General features: G+C 51.9%; 16 protein-coding genes and 3 pseudogenes. 9 read left to right on the plus strand and 10 right to left on the minus strand.

Annotated elements, in window-relative coordinates; genetic code table 11:
• Positions 1-199: 199 nt before the first annotated feature.
• From ACQ4WP_RS27710 to ACQ4WP_RS27730, 5 genes and pseudogenes are all read right to left on the minus strand, one after another.
• Positions 200-754 (minus strand): cysteine hydrolase family protein, encoded by a 555-nt coding sequence (locus ACQ4WP_RS27710; RefSeq protein ID WP_436526308.1) that lies wholly within the window; start codon positions 752-754, stop codon positions 200-202.
• 148 nt (positions 755-902) lie between these two features.
• Entirely contained in the window at positions 903-1,538 is a 636-nt protein-coding gene (locus ACQ4WP_RS27715) for a Vat family streptogramin A O-acetyltransferase (protein ID WP_436526310.1), read from the minus strand.
• 144 nt (positions 1,539-1,682) lie between these two features.
• The gene (locus tag ACQ4WP_RS27720; RefSeq protein WP_436526312.1) at positions 1,683-2,123 is read right to left on the minus strand and encodes an SUKH-3 domain-containing protein; all 441 of its coding nucleotides are present in this window, start codon (positions 2,121-2,123) and stop codon (positions 1,683-1,685) included.
• A gap of 149 nt (positions 2,124-2,272) precedes the next feature.
• On the minus strand, positions 2,273-2,620 hold the full coding sequence (locus tag ACQ4WP_RS27725) for a toxin-antitoxin system YwqK family antitoxin (RefSeq protein WP_436526337.1): 348 nt from the start codon (positions 2,618-2,620) through the stop codon (positions 2,273-2,275).
• Positions 2,609-3,042 (minus strand): annotated as a pseudogene (locus ACQ4WP_RS27730) (transposase); the annotation flags it as partial. The gene ACQ4WP_RS27725 and the pseudogene ACQ4WP_RS27730, both read right to left, overlap by 12 nt.
• Positions 3,043-3,296: 254 nt before the next feature.
• Here ACQ4WP_RS27730 and ACQ4WP_RS27735 point away from each other — a divergent pair.
• On the plus strand, positions 3,297-4,361 hold the full coding sequence (locus tag ACQ4WP_RS27735; protein WP_436526314.1) for a tyrosine-type recombinase/integrase: 1,065 nt from the start codon (positions 3,297-3,299) through the stop codon (positions 4,359-4,361).
• Positions 4,348-4,695: a hypothetical protein gene (locus ACQ4WP_RS27740; protein WP_436526316.1), complete on the plus strand. Its 348-nt coding sequence runs from the start codon at positions 4,348-4,350 to the stop codon at positions 4,693-4,695. Before ACQ4WP_RS27735 ends, ACQ4WP_RS27740 begins: the two co-directional genes overlap by 14 nt.
• Positions 4,696-4,788: 93 nt before the next feature.
• Here ACQ4WP_RS27740 and ACQ4WP_RS27745 read toward each other — a convergent pair whose 3' ends face one another.
• Complete coding sequence (locus ACQ4WP_RS27745; RefSeq protein ID WP_436526318.1) at positions 4,789-6,138, minus strand: RepB family plasmid replication initiator protein; 1,350 nt, start codon at positions 6,136-6,138, stop codon at positions 4,789-4,791.
• Positions 6,139-8,259: 2,121 nt separating this feature from the next.
• On the opposite strand from ACQ4WP_RS27745, the gene ACQ4WP_RS27750 reads away from it, so the two are divergent.
• The 3 genes and pseudogenes from ACQ4WP_RS27750 to ACQ4WP_RS27760 all read left to right on the plus strand — a co-directional run.
• Positions 8,260-9,306, plus strand: a complete 1,047-nt coding sequence (locus ACQ4WP_RS27750) for a ParA family protein (RefSeq protein WP_082654459.1) — start codon at positions 8,260-8,262, stop codon at positions 9,304-9,306.
• Entirely contained in the window at positions 9,303-10,304 is a 1,002-nt protein-coding gene (locus ACQ4WP_RS27755) for a ParB/RepB/Spo0J family partition protein (protein WP_436526320.1), read from the plus strand. The genes ACQ4WP_RS27750 and ACQ4WP_RS27755 overlap by 4 nt, the downstream gene beginning before the upstream one ends.
• A 4,194-nt stretch (positions 10,305-14,498) precedes the next feature.
• Positions 14,499-16,894, plus strand: a pseudogene (locus tag ACQ4WP_RS27760) (error-prone DNA polymerase); the annotation flags it as partial.
• On the opposite strand, the gene ACQ4WP_RS27765 reads toward ACQ4WP_RS27760, so the two are convergent.
• Together ACQ4WP_RS27765 and ACQ4WP_RS27770 are read right to left on the minus strand one after the other, a co-directional pair.
• Positions 16,819-17,289: a nucleotide-binding protein gene (locus ACQ4WP_RS27765; protein ID WP_436526322.1), complete on the minus strand. Its 471-nt coding sequence runs from the start codon at positions 17,287-17,289 to the stop codon at positions 16,819-16,821. The pseudogene ACQ4WP_RS27760 and the gene ACQ4WP_RS27765 overlap by 76 nt on opposite strands.
• Before the next feature lie 6 nt (positions 17,290-17,295).
• The gene (locus ACQ4WP_RS27770; protein WP_436526324.1) at positions 17,296-17,670 is read right to left on the minus strand and encodes a hypothetical protein; all 375 of its coding nucleotides are present in this window, start codon (positions 17,668-17,670) and stop codon (positions 17,296-17,298) included.
• 1,019 nt (positions 17,671-18,689) lie between these two features.
• On the opposite strand from ACQ4WP_RS27770, the gene ACQ4WP_RS27775 reads away from it, so the two are divergent.
• The 4 genes and pseudogenes from ACQ4WP_RS27775 to ACQ4WP_RS27790 all read left to right on the plus strand — a co-directional run.
• Entirely contained in the window at positions 18,690-19,346 is a 657-nt protein-coding gene (locus ACQ4WP_RS27775; protein ID WP_436526326.1) for an integrase domain-containing protein, read from the plus strand.
• A gap of 53 nt (positions 19,347-19,399) precedes the next feature.
• A complete protein-coding gene (locus ACQ4WP_RS27780; RefSeq protein WP_436526328.1) occupies positions 19,400-19,936 on the plus strand; it encodes a hypothetical protein in 537 nt (178 codons plus the stop codon).
• An 87-nt stretch (positions 19,937-20,023) separates the two neighbouring features.
• A complete protein-coding gene (locus ACQ4WP_RS27785) occupies positions 20,024-20,491 on the plus strand; it encodes a LexA family protein (RefSeq protein WP_436526330.1) in 468 nt (155 codons plus the stop codon).
• A 23-nt stretch (positions 20,492-20,514) separates the two neighbouring features.
• Positions 20,515-20,670: pseudogene (locus ACQ4WP_RS27790) on the plus strand (Y-family DNA polymerase); the annotation flags it as partial.
• A 301-nt stretch (positions 20,671-20,971) separates the two neighbouring features.
• Here ACQ4WP_RS27790 and ACQ4WP_RS27795 read toward each other — a convergent pair.
• Both ACQ4WP_RS27795 and ACQ4WP_RS27800 read right to left on the minus strand, forming a co-directional pair.
• Positions 20,972-21,289 (minus strand): type II toxin-antitoxin system death-on-curing family toxin, encoded by a 318-nt coding sequence (locus tag ACQ4WP_RS27795; RefSeq protein WP_436526332.1) that lies wholly within the window; start codon positions 21,287-21,289, stop codon positions 20,972-20,974.
• A 68-nt stretch (positions 21,290-21,357) separates the two neighbouring features.
• The gene (locus ACQ4WP_RS27800; protein ID WP_436526334.1) at positions 21,358-21,585 is read right to left on the minus strand and encodes an AbrB/MazE/SpoVT family DNA-binding domain-containing protein; all 228 of its coding nucleotides are present in this window, start codon (positions 21,583-21,585) and stop codon (positions 21,358-21,360) included.
• Positions 21,586-21,968: the final 383 nt, after the last annotated feature.

Consider the following 21,968-nt stretch of genomic DNA (forward strand, 5'->3'; position numbering starts at 1 on the left):
ACCAGCTTTACTGCTTCTTCTCGAAGCTCTGGCGTGTATGTTGTTGAGCGTTTCATAAGTTCTCCAGTTGGTGAAGTTTACCAAACAAGAGTGTCCGAAAAAGTCAGGGTACCTCAGTCAGGTGGCTTCCGGGTGATGAGTGTTTCCTGCGCAATCCAAATGTCTGCTGTTGGCCGATTGACGACCGCACCTCAGTTTTTTAAACCAGAGAATGCACCACATTCAGTGCATCGCCCGAGCGAATAATTGACGCATACTCACCATCTAGATTAGCAAGCGCCATCGCGTGAACCTCGTCGGCAGAACGCGCTACCCCGTTGAAATCGGTTTTCGCATATGCATACGTACAGTCTGATACAACGAAGGTTTTGAAGCCTAGATTGCCTGCGGTCCGCGCTGTATTCTCCACAGAATTATTGGTGCTTACTCCGACGATGACGATACTTGATTCTCCGCGCGCATGAAGCCAGCGGTCAAGACCGGTGTTGATGAAGGCATCCGGCACATTCTTCTCGACCACATGCTCATGCGTCAATGGCGACAACTCCGGTTGAAACTCTACACCAGGTTGGCCAGGCCAAAACGGCGAACCGGGCGTTCTAGAGATGTGGCGAACGTGAACCACTGGCGCTTTTCGAAGCCGCCAATCCCTCAGAAGCCTAGCAATCATGTCCTCAGCTTGGTGATTATTCCGAACCTCAGCTTTAGGCCAAGTCATTCCAACTTGCATGTCAATGATTAAAAGGGTCGTCATATAAATTGTAGGATTTTTTGGGGCGAGTTGACTGGCCGCTATTGGCCTATTGTGTTGAAAAACGCAGGTACGTTGACGTTTAGATAGAACGAATGAGGCAGGTGTGCTGCTGGCCACGGTCGGCCCAGCCTCGGCCATGTGCAGGACCTCACCGGGCGGCGGCATAGAGCGCGTCAACGTCCCCGCCTCGGATCAGGTCAAGGTGCCGGCCAATCCATTCTGCTGGGCGATCCCACCAGGCGATTTCCAATAGCCGTTGCACAGAAGCGGAATCGAAGCGCTCCCGGACGACACGTCCCGGATTGCCGCCTACGATGGCGTACGGGGGAATGTCGGCGGTGACAACCGAGCGCGCAGCGATGATAGCGCCATCGCCGATCCGTATCCCAGGCATGATGAGCGTATCGTAGCCGATCCAAACGTCGTTGCCGATAATCGTATCGCCCTTGTATGGCAATTCGCCCTCGATAGGACGTGCAGTTTCCCATCCATTGCCAAAAATGAAGAAGGGATAGCTTGAAATCCCGTTCATTTGATGGTTGGCGCCGTTCATGATGAACTTCACCCCACGCGCGAGCGCGCAGAATTTGCCGATTCTTAGGCGATCGCCGATGAACGGAAAATGGTACAGGACATTGTCTTCAAACTGGCTTACACCGTCAGGATCGTCGTAATAGGTGTAATCGCCGATTTCAATGTTGGGACGGGTGACAATATTCTTTAGAAAACAGATTTGCGGGAATCCAGGCATCGGGTATGTGGTGTTTGGATCAGGACCTTCCATGCTCTCTCCGTTTTAATACTCCGGGTGAAGTTCGCTAAAGCGCTCCCGGAATCACATTAACTCACGCACTTCACTGGGTGCTCGACAGTCAGCTCCTGGCCGGTTGCCGCCGCTGGCAGGTTCCGCCCCACTGCGGACGGTGACTTAGAACTGGTACGCGTCTTTTGAAATTGTGGAACCGTACGAATAGCCCCAAAGCAAACGACGCATCAGCTCTCCAAAATTCTGCGGGCCTTGGTATAGCTGGCCGTCAGGATCGGTAAATACATAATAGGTCCCATCAGTGCCGACTGACAAGATCATGTGGTCATGATGGGCCGAGGCAAATGCGACAACCTCACCAATCTGTTCTGCCCAAGCTTGAAACAGACCGCTACGAAGACGCTCGTAGAAGCGCACGTCGCACGATGCCATTTCTGTTCCTAAGCCACATGTGCCTACAGTCAACCCTCCGAACTCATCAACTATTTGATTGGCGATGGCATAGGTAGACGCTGGCGTCTTGCCCAGTGGGGCTTGGCTCTTCGGTCCCTTCCAGCCTGCTTCTCGAAAGACGGGCTCTATTAGCTTCGGTATTTCCAACATGATAAGTTCAAAAAGTTGTCGATCAAATGGCTACTCTTGGCCAATTTCAGCCAACCTCGCCACCTGCAAAACGAAGCGAAACCCCACGAGGTCGCGCATCATTGCTACTCCTCTCTAAATGCTCCGGGAGCCCGGCACACAGCGTCAGTTCATTTTTTCGACTTCTGACCATCTGCATACACCAGCGCGCCTTGCTCGGTGAACTGCTGGGTACTCGCCAGCACGCCCTTGTCGCTGTAAATCTGACGAATGCTTACCTTACCATTGGGATGGTAACTATTGTGTACACCCACAGGCAGGCCATCGCGCCATTGCCCCTGCGACTCCAGCTGGCCGTCGCTGAAATACGTCGTCGCTATGCCATGTTCGCGGCCAAGCTCATCTTGCTCTACCTGCGATTCGATGTTGCCATCCCGATCATAAAGGCGGTAGCCGCCCACCATCTTGCCTGAAACAAAATCAGCAGCATTGGTCTGTCCGGAGATACGCAATGCCATGCGCTCAACATCAATGTGCCGGGCGCGCTCCCGATGCGCATACAGGGATGACCGCGCCACGTCGAACACCGCGCAAATCAACTCGATTGATTCGTCCCCACAAATCTGATCGATTACCTCGTACGTTCTATCCCTTCCGACATCAAGAGCGCGGTAGCCTTTTTTAAAATGGACTTCTCCCGCTCGAGACGCTCAATGCGCGCTTCGAGTTCCTGTATTCGTTGCTGATCTGACGTCATTGCCTTGCTCTGCGGCGTGATGCCTTGCCGCTCCAACTGAAGCTGCTGCACCCAGCGGCGCAGCACTGATTCGCCGATGCCGACAGACCGGCTTGCCTCTGTATGGCTATATCCCTGATCCAGTACCAGGCATGCCGCCTGCTGTTTGAACTCAGGGGAAAACGTACGTCTTTGCTTGCTCATCAAACACCTCTCCATGGCGAGCATTCTCGCCTAAATCAGTGTCCGGGTACATTAAACCACTACAGTCTCGCCTCTTTCAATGACCTTAGCAGTAATTTCGGAAAGTCATGTCAACGCTGGCGTCGACAGGCTCGTGGCTAAGTCCTGAGCAGGACGACGCATCTCGCTATTAATCCGGTAGAACCTTTACACCTAAGAGGCAATAAAAATAGGCTACAATTCATCATGGTGACGCAATTAACTGAGGTTAACTTATGGAAGACAATTCACCGCGCTCACGCGCGGCCAACACCGTCTACAATAAAAGCCTCCTATGGGTGACTGATCCCAAGACCGCCTTTCACCACTGGCTTGAAGAAGACGCATACGAAAAAGGCCACAACTTCAGCGCCAAAACCATCGCGGTCTACACGTCGATGTGGGCGATCTTCATTGCCCACCTGCGGACGTTCCGCGACAAGAACGTTATGCTTGCCGGTGAGGAGGATATCCGCCATTTTCTGGATCAGGCCCGCGTATGCAAGCGGGTCGAAGCGCGTCAGCGCTATGCGCTGTTACTACGGCGCGCGTACGCTGCTCTGCAGCAAGCTGTTCCTGATTTCCTCAATCCAACCGAAGCGACCTTTCGCCCGGCAACCCCACCTGCCGACGAAAAGCCTATGCCCTTCCTTTTCCCGACTGAGCGGGCAAGCATGTTTGCCCTGCTGTGCGATATGAACGATCCGCAGGACCAGGAAAACCTGGTGCGCATTCGCGCCAAGGCAATGTGTGCGTTGATGCTGGGCGCTGGGTTTAAGCCTGGACAAGCCAACATAACCTCAGTTAATTGTGTAGGACATGGACACGAACGGTTTGTCTTTGCGCCGCAATGCGGCACCATGACATCGCACCGCGCCCTGGTGCATCCGGCTGCCTGGCCAGCGATTGACCGGTGGCTGGCGTTGAGCAGGAACGAAGGATTGATGTTTCCCGGGACTCCGTCGGACAAGGAGCAGCCAATCGACTATGCACGCGCATTCGTCGGTGCGAAAAAGCTGCTGGCCGATCTGGGAACCATGGCTGGCGGTGAACGGGTCAGCCCGCAAACCCTGCGCAACTCCTACGGCGCCAGCCTGCTCGAGGATGGACTGGGCCTGGCCGCGGTGCAGGAGTACATGGGCTATTCCAGGCTGGAATTTGCCCGGCGCTTTTCGCATGCCCATGCGGCATGGTGCCGCCGTTCCGGGCTGCAGCAAAGCACGGTAGAATCAGCGTCCAGCAACGATCTCGATGATGCTCCACCACCCTCTTCTGAAAGCCCCAAAGATGCCTCCCATTAATCCAACGGCAGAACAACGTATCGCCGAGCTGGAGAATGCCCTGGAAAAAGCGGTCAGCTATTTACGAACATTGCCATTGAATCCTTCGAACCACCACGCCGCCGCTGCCGCCGACCAAGTACTGCGCCAGCCTGCTCTTCCCGTACAAGTACTCTCGGGAACGACGATGGCATCGTCAGGTGTACCACTGCTGCGCGCCACGTTGCAGGGCCATCAGCTCGCAGTGCAAACAGCTGATCCAGGCACGGTACCGGCCGCTTTCCGGGAACAGCATGCAGCGCAGCTGCGCGCAGCACTTATCCGCGGCATTACGATCGATCTATCGGGCGCCTAGCGCTGAAGGTCCGGTCAGGCGCCGGCATGATATTGAATACGCCGGCGAATCTAGACAGAGAAACTGGTGCCGCAGCTGATTTCGGGCCCGCAGCTAGCGGGGCGCCAGGCTGAATTGCTCGACGAAGGCGGCCAGCGCCTCAATGGTCGGTTCACCCCATAGCTCCTGGGCGTACCAGTTGGTAAACAGCGAGCGTGCCAGGACGTTCTCCACACCGCGGTCCAGATTGACGGCGGTATTCGTATTCTGATCCTTGAAGCGCTCGAAAATAGCGTTGCGGTCGGCGTTGTCGAGTTCGTTGTACAGGTCATACGCGTCCTGCGCCCTAGCCGCGAGGAATTTCTCCAATACCGTCGTTCCGCTATCTTTCTTGGCGACGCTATTTTTTGCTGCGCTGCTTTTGAGCTGCAGATTTTTCGCCGCATCGGCGCCCTGCTTCATCGTCCAGCGGAAATACGCGGCCGGCGAATCCAATGGCGCACTGCTCTTATGATCAATCCGCGCCTGTACGAAGGCCACGGCACTACGGATCTTGTCATCGCCATGCTGTGCCATCACATCTGCCGCGTCGACCTGGGTCAGGCCAAATTTCATGATGCTTCCCATGAGTTCCAGATCGATGACGGGTGGTGCTGCAAAGCCAAGCTGCGGCTGCTTGGTATGCTCGACGCGGAACTGCAGGCGCTCGACGCGACGGCCAACACGGTGTTCGATCAGCTCAACCTGGATATCGGTAAGGGCATTGATCTCCGCCATCGCCGGCCGGATGACATCGCGCTTGAAATATTTATATTGCGGCGGCGGCGCATCCTCGGACACGGGATTACCAGTCAGCGCGCCATACCAATGCTCATATGTCTCGATCAGCGTGACCTTGGAGGGATTGGTGGCGTAGCGGCGGCAGATTTCATACAGTGCCAGGGAAGAGCCAGAACGCAGCAAGCCCTGATAGAAAATACTGAAGCGGGTGTAGGTTCCCGGGGCCATGACCAGCTCATGCACTTCCGGTGGAAACGCAAAGCCAAACCAGACCTGCCCGGAATGTTTTTTCAAACCCATCGGATTGACCAACGTGACTGAAGCGACCAGGCGCTCGGACGTCCACTGGCGGTCATTTTCCATCAGCAGCTTGATGTTCTGCATCTCTTCAAGCTGGGCCTTCAAGAACTCGGTGTCCTTGCTGTCATACGCAGCATCGCGGGCCAGATCCGCCAAGCGAATCCAGAAGTATTTTTTTGACGCCGGCGTATCGATCGGCGAATTAACGCCCGTGACCTTCAACTGCTGGGCGTGGTACATCATGACGTTGAACACCTTACGGGTGAGCAAAGACATCTTGCCTTCCCGCACGCGCAGGCCGATCGCATCATTCGTTTTGCGAAACTCCATCGACGGGGATGTCAGTTCGCCATTCTTGGCTGCCTTGGGTTTTCTCGTTGCCACGCCGATCCTCTTTCATCGAGAAAGCATGGCTCCACATGCCCATACTCGCCTTTACATGGTGCGAACTATAACGCGAATTGACTCACCTTTGCATGCTCTCACATGAAATTTCACCAAAATAAGTGATTTTTTTCTGAAAAATATTTCACCTTAAAACAGGGGCTGCACGTTTCGAATGAGAGCCTTTGAGTGGCAAGCTCCCCGTGCAAGCTCACCTGGATTCGCAACGCCGGAACCAGCAAACAACGCCAAAACCGCATGGCTGGCGGCCCAGAGTACTTTCCCAAGCCACAACCACGGAACCTGCAAGCTGTCCATGGCATGGCCATATCGGTCACCACATGCTGCGCACTCCCTGTGTAGTCTCACCTATCGACGCAGCAGACGCAGCACAGCGCCCTCCATCACCTGTCACCGCACCGAATTGACCTATTTTGTATAAAAATGGCACCTACTGACCATACCACGCCTGCATGCCACCACAAATAGCCTGTACTACCAAAAACACTCCCTGTGGAAGCTCCCCAGAGAACCATCACCAACACCAACGGATACCTAACCTGGTGATCAGGAAAACAACTCCCCGTAAAAGCTCACCTAAGAATTAGCGCCCCCACTGTCACGCCCCCGGTAAACCAACACCAGCCGGATACGCCCGACACAGGAACCACATAAGCACAGCACACACCACATCAAGCTATACCTGGCACAACAGCCTGGAAAATAGTTATCCCCATCTCCATTGACCCACTGTCCCTGTGTAAGCTCACCTGAAGGGTCTTCAGTCACCGTATCCCCTCCCCTCACTACCCGTATAGCCTCACCTTAAAAACATTCACTCCCTGAACCGACTCACCCAACTCCCCGTACAACCTCACCCCTGTCCCCGGTCAAGCTCACCGAATCCCTCGGAAAGCCGCATGAATGCCCGGTCTACGCGAGCTTAATTTGTATTTAAGGTTTTAAAAGGGTTCTTTATCAAAAAACCTCTCAAGCAAAAAAAAATATTCCAATGAAGGTTTAACGCAGAATCCAGTACCCAAAAATAAGAATATTTTAGTAAAAGACTAAGATTTTTCATTTGCCAAAGGATAATTACAGCTTTTCATGAGAAAAATCAGTCATGCAATCCAAGCAAACATACTAACTTTACAAGTATATCGCGAACAATATAGCGTCTTCAAACCAGATTACTAGATGACAATGTCATAATACTGAACAGTTTTCAGCTTCACCGACCAATCTACACCCCACCTTACTATTCGAAAAATGTTTCTTTAACAAATGATAGATCGACAGCAATCACCTCGTTCATTGTTCCCGTAGCACCTCACCATAGGCGAATAGCAAAAAAGAGATCACCAATACATTAACAAATAAACACCGTTTCTGCAGGCATGCGCACTTTCCATTTACTAATTAAGCAATTGATTAACAAATAAACAAAGACACGCGACGTATACACATCAGTCCCTGTAAAAGCTCCTGTTTCGTCACTGTGGAGTTCCAGTGCAGCATATGGTCATGCGTAAGGTTCATATTCTCATCGACTCATAACGCATGCAACACACTAAAGGTGAGAGATTACAGGGACTATGCATCAATATTGTTTCCAGATATTTCCTATAAGTTGCAATAATGCAACTTATATACTGGCTAGATGTTCATATCATCCTATTTCGAACCAATTTGATACACGAAAACTACCTCAACAGTGACTCACACGCGTACTTTCTCGTCAAATCCAAGCATGTCCACTCATATGATTAGACGTACCTGTAAAAGCTCACTCATTAGCGACCTCAGCTCTTAATGCTCCCTGTAAAAGCTCCCTGTTAAGGCTCACCTATCACACACCTTCGTCCTCTCGATGTAGTTTATTGAAATTAATGCAATAAACTTACATCCTATGGATACCGATAGCTCCCCCTATTCCCGGATTTGCAAATTTTGCATTGATGCAACCCCAAAAACCACCTCCGGGCTTTTGAAAGTGACTATTCCTTTTAACTTGTCGATAGACTTTATTTTCATCAATCTCCCTTTATTTGGAAAAGTTCGATTGAAAAGTACATTGAAACCCGCTATCATTATTGAAATAATCATCACCACGGGATCCCCATGCGCGCATTTGAAGGTGTAAAGCAGAAACTAGCGATGGAATTGAGCGGCTTCACCGGTACGCCAAAAACGTTTCGCACACGGTATCGTGAACAAGCAGACAACAAGCACAAGCTCTACAGTGCCGCTGAAATCCGCGCTATCCGCTTCGGACTTCTGAATATTCCTCCAGATACCAAACGCCCTTTGACACTGCCCCCGGTAATCGACACGCGCATGGCCAAGGGCGGCGTCGGCAAGACCACCATTTGCGGTAACGTCGCCAGCTGCATCGCCTTGTCAGGCTACCGCGTGCTGTTGATTGATGGTGATCCACAGTCGTCGCTGACGAGCCTGTACGGCATCAATTGGCTTGACGAAGAAATTACGCACATTGGCGAGCTGATGAAACGCACCTCGCAAGGTCAGCGTGCGCATCCAGAAAAGGCGATCCGCTCGATCTATCCGGATGGCATGCTGGATCTGATCCCAAGCGACATCACCATGGTCGACGAATCTTGGCTGATGGGCGCCATGAACCGGGAGCAGGCTTTTACACGCTTGCTGGAGGCGGAGATCGAGTTTTTCAGCCAGTACGACGTCATCATCATTGATTCCGCACCAGGAACATCCGTCTTGGCCACGACGTTCATGGTGGCCTGCAAGACCCTGCTGACCGTCGTGACAGCCGAAGGACAGGCCATTGCAGCACTGGACGTGCTCGCATCGAACGTACAGGAAATCAATGCTGCTTTTGGGCGGCAAGGAATTCATTTGGACGTGCACATTGTGGTGAACCAGTTCAATACGTCGAAAACACCGCACCAGTACCAGCTGTCAAAACTACTGCCGAAATTTCCTGGCAAGATCAACGACACCATCATCCGTGATTTTGTGGGCTTCCTGCGCGAATCGGATCCCGATAACATCAGCAGCAATGGCCCCGTGCTGGAGAAAGAGCCCAACAGTGGGGGCGCACGCGACATCATCGACTTAACCAAGTCGCTTATCAAACTATACGGCCTGCGCTTGGCTGGCACGACATTACCAGGGCAGGAAAAATTATGAGCAGAAAACCATTGAAAGTATCCGGCCTGATTCAGTCTGGCCGTCTGGTGCCGCAGGCCGGCATCACCGCATCGACTGCATTTGATACGCCGGCAGAATCCCCAGCGACAGAGATTCGCCAGGATCAACCAGCTGAAGTGGCTTACAACGCCCAGCCTGCCAACACCCCAGCAGTTGTAGCGCCGGTGAATGCGCTCGGCGTGGAGAAGCTGATTGATCTGGATCTGCTCGACGACAGCCCATTTCAAACCCGGTTGAAATATGACCCGGAACGTATCGACGAAATTTCACAGTCGTTCCTGAGCGCTGGACAAAGCACACCCATTACGGCACGGCAGATGCCTAACGGGCGCTACGAGATCATCAAAGGACAGACCCGCAAGAAGGCCGCCATCAACATCGGCTGGAAACAGGCGCGTGTCCTGGTCGTTTCGCGGACGGATCGTGAAGCCGAGCTGGACGTCATGGTCGACAACACCGGTGTGCCTCCGACTGAATATGAAGAAGCACTGATGTTCCGCAAAGCGATGAGCAAGGAATATGCGACCACACAAAAGGCGGTCGCTGCGATGTTCCTGTGTTCCCAGGCCAAGGTCTCCAATGGTTTGGCGATGCTCAACCTGCCTGCCGAAGTACTAAGCCTGTTGGATGAAGAACCTGGCTTATTTGGCGCCCATGCGGCAAAGGTAATCAATTCTCTTTGGGAGACCTATCCTACCCATCACCACGTCATCCTGAAGGCCATCCAGCGCCTCAAAGAAGGCGCCGACCAGGGATCGATACAAATGTGGGTCACACAGCAAATTAACGCCGCCAGCCGCCCTCCCCGAGCGCAGAAGCACTTAATTCCTTCTTCGTCAGGTGCACCGCGGTATTTGACGCAGGCGAAGGACCGCGACATTATCGTGCGTATTTCAGACCGCTCGATCGATGCTGCGATGGTGCACCAAAAAATTGACGAAATGTTAAGAAAAATGGCCGACGAAGTGACAGAGTAAATTAATAAAGTCAATTAAATCAAAGACTTATATAGTATTACTGAGTAATAACTTGATCTATTTAACGTCAAAAGCCTGGGATTTTCAGGCTTTTTTTTTGAAATTGATTTCACATCAAATAAGTCAGGTGAAATCAAATGCTGACAAGTCCACCATGACGGGTCTTCGCTCCACACCAGGCTAACCAATTCTCCCCAACCTATCCGCCTATAAAGAACAACGATATCATCTATAACTGTTGTTGTAATCGCAGCCAGATATGCAATTGACCACTCACCCTGTGCCTACATTCCGTAATGTAGCCATCGCATCAAATTGGCTCGTCGCTGCACTATGCCAGTACCAGTTTCGCTCGATTCAACATCGACATATCATGTAGACAAAAAACGACTAATTTCAGTCGGACGGAAGAGTGGTATGGATGATGACAACAATAGGGTGCCCTGAATCATCTCTGCCACCGTTTCCTCTAGGTGCGAAAATTATCCATGACACGAATGGTGATATCGAACAGGGACTATTCTTTAGATAAGAATTTACTTAGCTCCCCGTTTTATAACTTTTAACGTACCAGGCATGCATTCATCAACGATTTATCATGATGGAAGCATGGTTTGTTATCCATGGTGAGATGCAGCGGGGAGTCAATCTGATCTCATCCGGATCAGTTGCTGCTGCAGATTATCCGCATAGATATCCCCTTCGAAAGCTATACCGTTAGGTGATTTGTTTTCGGAAAGCATTTATATACTCACCACCAGTGATTTTTCAAGTGCATTTAAAGCTGTTCAATGTTTCCGAGAAGGGAATTAGATGTTCTATGCAGAGATCAGCAGGTAAGGGGGCGGATTTCTGGCTACTCAAAGAGGAGCTCTAACAGGGCCTGTTATTAATGGTCCCCGTTAAAGCTCACCTAATACAAGCTGCTTAGCTTTTCAGAAAAACTCCTCCTGTATATGTGCTTGTGGTGACCGTCCAATATCATCATTCTAAGTTCCTCTCTCCACAATGTTGATTCGCATACAAAAAACCATTTTTTTGCTTAGAAAATCGGCAGCATTTAGGTTACATCGCTGCCTGGCGTTGATGCACTACTGAACAGTCCAGGTCAAGTGGCATACCTATCAGAAAAACTGGCCTGAAGTAATTAGGAGTCCGGTGCGGCCCGTTGATTTTCCCCACCACCTATGTACATTGGGTAGCCACCTCACATACAGAGAACTGTGGCACCATGAGTACTGCATGGCCATGCTCATATAGCCCTTTTTGAGTAGCGGCACTCAGCCACTCAAACCAGCCGTTGACACACTACGCACTCGATGTTGACTCAGGACCTCGCGATCTGTTCCTACCGACATGTCTGACGGTACTTGAATGCTCCCGCGGTCTGGATTGAATCAGAGCGACAAGAGCACTGGAGCGATTCCAACAGTGCGCCAAATAGCTTGGTGTTCAAATGAGGAAGATTCGTTGCGTCTCACCTGGTAAGACGTCAGAGGCATCGTGGCTGAAATGGCTTTTCTTGTATGCTGTACTTATACGCTAGAAAGTCCTCGTATTCTTTTGTGGTTTTAGCCCATCCAGCACGACAGGAAGTACTCGGGGCATTCGAGTCCATATAACTAGGTGCCATGGTAACCAGATAGTCTTCAACCCTGTTGTACCGTCTGTTCTGTCGTTTACTTGCATGCATGTTTGTGGGCATATTCTCAGCTGTAATGCATTTCTTTCTTAAAAGGGAGCTTCTACGGGGAGTTAAACTCTTGAAGCCAGAGATCGTGGTGTTCATGCTTCGGCTCTAATCGATCATTTTTCTCGTCATGTATTCCTGCACTTCGCAGCGAGGTAGGATTGAGATGTGAAAGTGCCTCTCACAATTACCGAAGACTAAGATCTCATTAGAAGTCAACTACCCCGCCCAGGAAAACCTCGAGAGTTTAAGTTAACCCAAGACAGTGCCTGAAGGCAAAAGCTCTCAGGCACTACGTCGCAAATAGGTACAAAACTGACGCTGGGATGCTTCCTCTGCTGCTGAAAAGAGCGGTACCAGTGGTTCACATGAAGTTGCGACAGCAGAAAAGCTACATGGAATGCACGATACGAACCACAATCAAGCCGGACACAAGCCAGACCACCCCGGCTTGAAAAATTCTCAAGGAGAGCAAGGCTGTGAAGTTACTGCCTCCGTTACAAGGTGCATAAACGCAAGCTGCCACGTGTTTCCGTGGCGAGGTCGCAAGTTCTCGCCATGGCTGTATTGCGCTAGATAAACGACAGTGCCCTTGATACCGTGCACACCGAAGAGAACAAAGAACCTGCTTGCCTGCAGCCGTACACGGGTGTACACAAACCGCTTCCGTTCAGTATTCAGCTTGTCGACGAACTTCTTGATAAAAGCTCCTTGGAGCCACTGCAGTTTTTGCTACGAGCTCGGCATCAAGACTGCGGGCGCGGCGAGCTGCCGTATCGAAGACACTGTCGATGCCAACGGCGTGTCCGAACCAGTCATGCGCATTCTGCTCGAGCTAGTGTAGCGTGCTGCCTCTATCTGTGATGGCGAAGGTGCCGGGCTGCTCCCTCAGGCGGCGGAAGCGTACCTAGCCGAGGAACTGGTGCGTTTCGACATGCAATTGTTGCTGATAACCTACATCAGTGGCATCGGTTATCGGTAGGGTACGCTCGCCGGCTATGAAGTGCGCGTGTATCTGTAAAAGAAATTTTAATGCAACTGCGTCTTTTACGACTCGACCGATGTCCCGCTGCAGATAGAACACCTCCGAGCTACCTGCATGCGCGCCTACGGCGGCTCTAACCGCGTAAGCAGCCTGACACTGGTAAGTGGACCGTGCGACAGTAACAAGGCTGAGCAGGATATCTGAGTCTTCTTGGAAAAATCCACGGCCAGGGTGGCGCAGATCCTGCGGCAGGTGAAGACACCGCTGCGTTATGCAGTTGCCGTCCATGCCACGCGCTGGGCGCTGCCTGCACGTCGCCTACACCGAGCGGGGGCGCACGCTGCAAGACCTAGTTTGACCGGTTTGGCTTCCAGCGCCCCACCCGACGCAGAAAAAACGTTCGCTAATCGCACTGGAAACATGGTAATAGCAACGGTGCCGTGCGGCAAGTGCTAGGGTGTGCATAAAGGCCACGTAATCAGGCGAATCACGGGCAATTTTGACATTCAGCCGCACCTTGCCGGCGCCGCGTCATTGCAAGGTATCGCACACACGCGTTGAGACCGCTACGGTGTGCCGAGGGTAACGGCGATGTGTGGCAAATGACGCTTTCTCCACAGCTAGTAACATAGGCTGCGGCAGCTCTGCATTCGGCTACTGCCCAAGCACAGGGTTTCTCAGGGCAACATCTGATGAACTCATTTGTAGTGGCATGCGATTGTTGCTTGTACATTCGAGTTGGCCTACCTCAGCCAACTACATGAGATCTGTACGCATTCTGGAGAGGTGAATAACGTGGGACTTGGCTATACATCAGCAATGCGCATATCTGGCTAACATGACGTAGTCTGCTGCTGCATGTCTATGAACGACTACAACCCGGTGGAAGAATGAGAAACCACTAGCGGAAAATGATTGAATCAGGATTCCTGATCATGCGGGTAATCACCGGCATTAATTCAGTACAACTGACTAGCGTAACGACCTAGCTTTACATTTTTGATGTCCGAGATATTACAGAGTAATACGATATAACTCTTTGATTTAATACAAATTTTATTGCAATGGAGCAGCGAGGAGTCAGAACAGAAATTAATGCTCGATGTTTTGCCCTAGATCAATGGACCGACAAGAACTCTGGCAATGCATTGTAATCCGCGTTTTGTTGATGAGGCGTGCTTCCTCATTGCGTATCAAAAGGGGGAATGCTTTAGCGCGGTCAAATCCGGCGCATACTGTATTACTCAGTAATACAACCTAACTCATTGATTGTATTGGGGTTATCAAAAAAACGTTAGCAAGTCTCCGAGATTAATCTTAGTCTGACATTTAGCACTGTTGAGGAAAGCGGCCTGTCCCAAACTGCAAAATCGAGTTAACGATTACCAGTATTGCGGATGCGAAGTCGGTTGCGTGCGACTACTATGTTGCGCAAGGTACCGATGCGACGTGTTACTGGATTTACCTTGAGCGCGCTGCGGATAGTCGCTGGTTTTGGCATGGGCTTTACGCTTGACGGATGCGAGCCATGGCGATCCCTCTCCCCTCCTACGCCGAATTGCAGTGCGTGAGTCATTCTACGTTTTTGCATGGATCGTCCGCTCCCGAGTAGCTGGTGCAGCGCGCCGCTGGTCTTGGCTATCACGCTCTGGCGATCACCGATGAATGCACGGTGGTCGGCGTGGTAAAGGCACATCTCGCCGCCAAGGAGGCCGGCCTTAAATTGTTGGTAGGAAGCCAGATGTTGGTGACGCCGGAGGATGGTACACCGCCCTTCTCTCTGCTGATCCTGGCCATGAACAGGAACGGTTATGGCAACTTGTGCGAGCTGATCACCGTTGCGCGCCGGCGCGCGAAAAAGGGAGAGTATCTTGTGCGGCCTCGCGATATCGCGGCACCGCCGCCTGACTTGGCGGCGTTGTGTGGTATGCCCGATTGTCAGCTGATACTGCTGCCGCGCTATGGTGTGGGGCTCGAAGTCATCGAGCGGCAGGGGGCTTGGCTGTTGCAATGTGCCGCCGGTCGTGCACGGATCGCACTAACCTTGCACTTCCGATCGCGCGACCAGGAACACAAGGACATCGTCGCTGCTGTCGCTGCGCAGTTCGACTTACCCGTGGTGGCTACCGGTGATGTGGTAATGCATGTGCGCTCGGCCAAGCCCCTGCAGGACACCATGACCGCGATCCGGCATGGTGTGCCTGTCGCACACTGAGGCTATCGGCTGGCGTCAAACGCCGAGCAGCACCTGCGCTCCAGGGTTCGGCTGGGGAATCTTTATTCGCGCGCCGCGCTCGAGGAAACGGTCCGCGTCGCAAATCTGTGTACGTTCTCGCTCGACGAGTTGCGTTACGAGTACCCGGTGGAAATTGTGCCTGAGGGGATGACGCCGAGTGGCTACTTGCGGCAGCAGGCATACCTTGGTGCCCACTGGCGGTATCCCTCCGGCGTGCCGGCCAACGTCCAGTCTCTCATCGAGCGGGAGCTCGAATTGATTGCTGAGATGTCCTACGAAAGCTACTTTCTCACGGTGTACGATATCGTGCGCTTCGCACGGGCCAACAAGATTCTGTGCCAGGGACGCGGTTCGGCGGCCAACAGCGCCGTGTGCTATTGCCTGGGCGTGACCGAGGTCGATCCATCGCGTGGCACCCTGCTGTTCGAACGATTTATTTCCAAGGAACGTAATGAACCTCCCGACATTGACGTGGACTTTGAGCACCAGCGTCGCGAGGAGGTGATCCAGTATATCTATCAAAAGTATGGTCGGACCCGTGCTGCACTCACTGCTGTTGTCATCAGCTATCGCCCGAAGAGCGTGTTGCGCGATGTCGGCACCGCGCTCGGCGTTGATCTGTCGATAAGGTAGCGAAGGCCAACCACGGATGGGGAGGGCGGGCCGAACTGGCGGAACGGATGCACAGCTGCGGACTGGATCCTGAGTCCGACGTCGCCAGGAAGTGGGCTTTCCTGGCTGAGCACATGATACGCTTTCCTCGGCACATGTCACAGCACCCAGGCGGTTTCGTGATCTCGCACAGCAAGCTGTCGCGTCTGGTGCCGGTGGAAAATGCCAGTATGGAGGACCGTACCATCGTGCAGTCGGATAAGGATGATCTGGATGCGGTGGGTTTGTTAAAGATCGATATCTTGGCGCTGGGCATGTTGAGTGCCATGCGTCGCACACTGGAGCTGGTCTCGGCCAGGCGCGGCGAGCGATTTGAACTGGCGGACATTCCGAAAGAGGATGCAGCGACGTACGAGATGATCTGCCAGGCAGACACAGTCGGCGTGTTTCAGATCGAGAGTCGAGCCCAGATGTCGATGCTGCCGCGACTGAAGCCTAAGACGTTTTACGACCTGGTGATCGAGGTGGCCATTATCCGCCCAGGCCCGATTCAAGGGGGGATGATCCATCCCTACCTGCGCCGACGCGAGGGGACCGATCCCGTGTCTTACCCCAGTCCGGAAATGGAGGCGGTGTTGTCGCGCACACTGGGTATCCCAATCTTCCAGGAACAAGTAATGCAGATCGCGATGGTCGCTGCGGGTTTCACGGCCGGGGAGGCAGATCAGCTGCGCCGTGCCATGGCCGCATGGAAGCGGAAAGGGGGCTTGGAGCAGTTCGAGGAGAAGCTCAAAACCGGCATGGCGGCGCGCGGCTATAGCGCGGATTTCGCTAACGGCATTATCGGGCAGATCCGGGGATTCGCCGAGTACGGTTTTCCTGAGTCGCATGCTGCCAGTTTTGCCCTGCTCGCCTATGCGTCGAGCTGGATGAAACACCATGAACCGGCCGCGTTTTTGGCCGCCCTGCTGAACAGCCAGCCAATGGGTTTCTACAGTCCGTCGCAACTGGTACAGGACGCCGTGCGACATGGCGTCGAGGTACGTGGCGTAGACATCAATATCAGCGGCTGCCCGCCTACCAGAGGCGTATGTACGACTACACGTCGGCCTGTGCTCTCGATCAGCTCGAGCATTTTGTTTTCGTGCAGGTAGTGCATCAGGGGCAAAAACGAGGATGCCCCAGTATCGACAACACAGTCACCCTCATGTTCTGCAATACGGTTGATTAGCGCGTCAAACTTCCGGGTGTCTACTTTTAGATTATCGTCCGAAATATTGTAGTGCTGAACATTAAGTGCTTTATAGTGCGCGAATGTCATATTCGTTGGATCGGTATCGGCACAAAAAAGGTTACGGTCGAGCGTACTTAAGAATTGGGCCAGAATCGATGCCACCATCGATTTTCCAACACCACCTTTACCCATTAATACAAAGTGAACAGTATGCATATCAAACTCCATTAAAAATTACCATTTTTCAATTTCAGAACCAGGGTTCCATGTGAATTTCTTTTCCTTGCCAGTTTTGTTTAAATCCTCCACCGTTTTCAATGATCTCGCTTCTTGTATAGTTCGGCTTTCTAGAATCTTCTTTTCTGGAGTAACTTGAATCCTCGAGGCAAGCAACATTTTAGATGCTTCGCTCTCCCTCCTTAAGCGAGTCATGATAGCCCGATACTGTGCGTAAGGAATCGTAATTCCTTTCGAATTTAGATGAGCACAAATCTGTTTGTGGTTATAGCCTTCATCCAGCAAGAGATTAATACTTGAAAACAACCTTCTTAACTCAGCTGTATTCGTTCTTTTTATATTGGTCATGCCAGCTGACGTCAGTTCAGTCACGCCTACTCTCCTAAGTTTTTGAGGACAATCATCACAACTGGATATGCTTCACAATGTTGCACAACGCTGCTCATTGCTGCTGATTGATGCATTTATGTACGTTTCGTTGCATTACGCTGCATATTGCTGCAATAGGAGTTAAGATACGTTCGGCCAGTGCCTCTGTTGTTACAAATATGCCCCTTTTTTGATCTATTTTCGATTGACCTAAGTCAGTTGAAACGCTAATATCCCTTCGTCGCTATGCGGCATTGTTTCAGCCATCTTCTTTTCAGTTCCTTCGGAATCGAAAAGCACCAATTTGTACCGCCGCCTATGCGGCAATTCCCCAAGCCAGCGCACAGACCTTGGCACTACCACCTCAAATTGTTCATGTTGTAGTTCGTCCATGGCCACCGTTGGCCTTTTTTTTATACAGGACTAAAACTTCTGACGAACACTGAGTGACAGCGAAACCCAGGCTACATCAGGGTAAGACGTCGCTTAGAAACACTGATTTCCCACTGAACGTGATTTTCGCGCTGATAGGCGCGAAAGCTGCGGTCGATTTTGGGAGCGATACGAGCAGCTCGACAGCAGCTGCGCCGATGGCACCGGTCTGGGCCATGACCTAGACCAAGAGACATAGAAGGGCGGATATCTGGAAGCTCCCAGACGCATGAATCGTTGGCCACGTGCCAGCGCCATTGCTGCCTCCGCGACGCCTACGGGGCGAGAGTAAGACCAATTGGTGCTAGCGCCACCACAGACCTGCCCATGAGGGCGGGAAGCGCTACGTGAGAAACCACGTGAGAGTTCTAGGCCTGGCAGCCGTAAGTCAGGCGATCGGCAGCCGGAAGGCGTCGGCACGTTACCTTTTTGCCAAGAGGGAAGGTAGTGTGAAATTAGTGTGCTTAAGTTAGGACCCTCTCCCCGGCAACTTACATGCATTGACGGCACTATCGTTATGACAATCCCGCGCTATTGCTTGTATAGGCAGCGCGACAATATTATATTTATCACAACCATATAGGGGTAATATGACGGCACTCATATCTCAGCTTAATGCGATTTTGCACAAGAACGCAGGCACCCGTGTGAACGGTAAAGTGGCGAGTGAGCGTACAAAATCTGCTACCGGTGAGCACCTGAGAGCTAGTTTCCGTCTGCTTTTTGACCTAAATTATCGGTTAACAAATCCTGAGAATCTTAGTGAAAAACATATGAAAGCTCTTTGCGAGTATTGGTATCAAAATGAATATACGGCTAAAACCATACAAAGTAATCTATCGTATTTACGGAAATTCTGCCGATGGATCGGAAAAGCTAACATGGTTAAAAATGTATCTCATTATCTACCCGATGTTCCCCCTTCAGAACTACGTGTGAAAAGCTCAGCTACTCGAAGCAAAAGTTGGGCAGAAAATGGCATTGATGTTGTCGAAAAGGTAAAAGAGGCTGATGCTATCGACCAACGATTTGGTGCAATGCTGCGGATCGCAGTTGCTTTTGGATTACGGCGACACGAGATTATGCAGTGTTGTCCTTGGAAGGTCGATCGTGGTGACCGCTTTGCTGCATACCAAACTAAAGGCGGACGTCCGAGAGATATTTATATCGATACTGCTGAGCAGCGAATAGTGCTTGATCAAATAAAAAAATTAGTAAAAAAAATGAATATCTTGGTTGGCAGATGAAACACAATGGACAAACGGCTAGCATTGAATATAATTTGGGTAAATGGCATAGAATGCTCGCCAAGATTGGAATTACCAAGAAAGACAGCAATGTATCCGGCCATGGGTTACGTGCTCAGTATGCAGAAAATGCCGCGTTAATTGCATCCGTAATACCACCAACATTAGGCGGTACAGGCGGGCAGATGGCGAAGGAGGATTTAGATTTAAAGCGTGCACAAGTGAGCGAGAAACTCGGACATTCGCGCATTAGCATCACGTCGGCATACTATGGCTCATTTGGCCGAACCAATAGCCCAGATTCTCCAAATCGGACGAAAGACGCAATAGCTGCTGCGGTTCAGGCAATTCCATTGGCCAAGATCAATGATATTCCACATGATCGGATGGAGGATTGCATTCGCTTGACTACAGAACTAATGATAGTCAATGCATATGTTGACCCGCGCCTGGCGCACGCACTATGGGAATACCACAGCAGTCGACACTGCACTGCATGGCTCACGCCCGGCGAGAACAACATTGCTGCCCTCGAAGCAGCGTCTAACCACTTCACGCAATTGCAGATATCTAATGCCTTAAAAACCTAACAACACAAGCAGGTGCGCTCGATAGGCGCTATCGGTCTGCTGGCATTACGGATATACTGTATGTAAACACAGTAGGAAGCAATTATCATGGCCAACTTCGCCCGCATCCAGCCAACCATCAGCGCTCCGCATGCTGGAATACCTGCCCGACTATCCGCTGAACCCGCGACACGGCCACTGTTCTGCCAGAAAATTCCCGCCGGGTTCCCATCGCCAGCGGCCGACTATACGGAAAAGGGACTGGACCTGAATACCTTCATGGTCCAGCACAAGGAAGCATCGTTCTTTTTCAAGGTGGTGGGCATGAGTTTGTCCGGGGTGGGCATCCTGGATGGCGACATCGTGCTGGTGGACCATTCAGTGACAGCTGCGCACGGCCACTACGTGCTGGCCGTGATCGATGGCGAATATACGCTCAAGCGGCTGTACCGCCAGCACGGTGTCGTCGAGCTGCATCCTGAAAATCCCGCATTCAAGCCGATACGCCTGGTGGAAGGCAACGAACTGCAGGTGTGGGGTGTCGTCACCGGCGTGGTGCGCAAGTTGCGGGTCTAGCCATGGCTGATGCACGCGCCCAGTTGTTCGCCCTAGTGGACGTCAATAACATGTATGTAAGTTGCGAACAGGCAATGAATCCGCGGCTGCGTGATCGGCCGGTGGTGGTGCTCTCGAACAATGACGGGTGCGCTGTCGCCCGCTCCAACGAAGTCAAGGCGCTGGGCATGTTAAATGGCAACTGCATTTGTTCATATTCAATCATAAGTAATTGAATTAAAATGAAAATTCATCACTTCTCCGCCTCATCATGTTCATGTACACAAAAAATAGAGTGTTGTGGGATACTAGGTGTAGTGACGACCTGCATTTAAAACGGGGTAGCCCTGCATTCCAGCCGATTCTCGGCCAAGATTAACTGCAACTGACAGCCCCCTCAAACCAGCATTAGCTACAAATGAACCTGCATTCATCCGCGCCTACCTGTATTACATCGACGCGAACCAGAATTACCTGCAACTGAAGACGAAGGCATAGGGATTATGCTGTGACAAGGCGCTGTCGTATCCAGTCAGCCGCCTGCAGCTCCGTCATATTGCCGGCGGCGGCAACCAGCATAAAGTTGATGGCATCGACCTCAATGAACACAAGCATCTCGCCGTTGATCGCCAGAAACAGGCGGCCGATCACCCAGGCGGCACGCTTGTTACCGTCGCTGAACCCGTGGCTGGTGGCGATGCCGCAGATGTAGGCCGCCGCAATGTCGGCTACATCCGGCGACGGATTGCCATAGACGTCAAGGTTCCGGGCCCGATTGAGCGCCGACTCCACGGTATTGAGGTCGCGTAGGCCGGCCAAGCCACCGTGCACTGCGAGCTATTTATCGTGGACCGCAAAAACGGTATCTCGCTGCACGCATTGCCAGTTTATTTAGCGAGCACCGGCAGGATCTCGCGGTCGTCGTGCATGATCGACTCGGCCAAGGCCATCTGGCGCTCAAACTCAGGGTTGTACGGCGTGATGCGCATCGCGCCGTCCGGGGCCTCGGTCAGATACAGGGTGTCGCCTTTATGCACGTTCAGGATGCGCCTGACCTCCTTGTTTAAGATCAGCCCCTCAGATCCACCTACGGTAGTTACTTTGACTGCGAGCATGACGCCATCCTTTTTATATAATTTTCATTATATATCCAGTCTAAGGTGTGTCAAACAGATTGACCAGTGCACTACGCGCGGAAATGGACCGATATGGCTCCAGGGCTGGACTGGAATCGACGCTGCGCAACTACCTGAAATCTATAACCACAACATTCCCCCAGCGCGCCATGGATAATGCAACACCGATTCGGGTGATGAAAAAATGGCAAAAGAAGAAGCCGGATTTATTCGTTAAAAGCATATATAACCAGGCGGGTCTTGACAAATGTCAAGACCCGCTTGGTTATAAACGCGTTTAACAAATAAATCCGGCTTCTTTGCCTGCCACTCTTTGAGCGCCTGGATGGGTGTCTGGTGGTGTAAGGCGCGCTGCGGGATAT

Source organism: Janthinobacterium lyxosi, assembly GCF_051380665.1.
GTDB lineage: Bacteria > Pseudomonadota > Gammaproteobacteria > Burkholderiales > Burkholderiaceae_D > Janthinobacterium.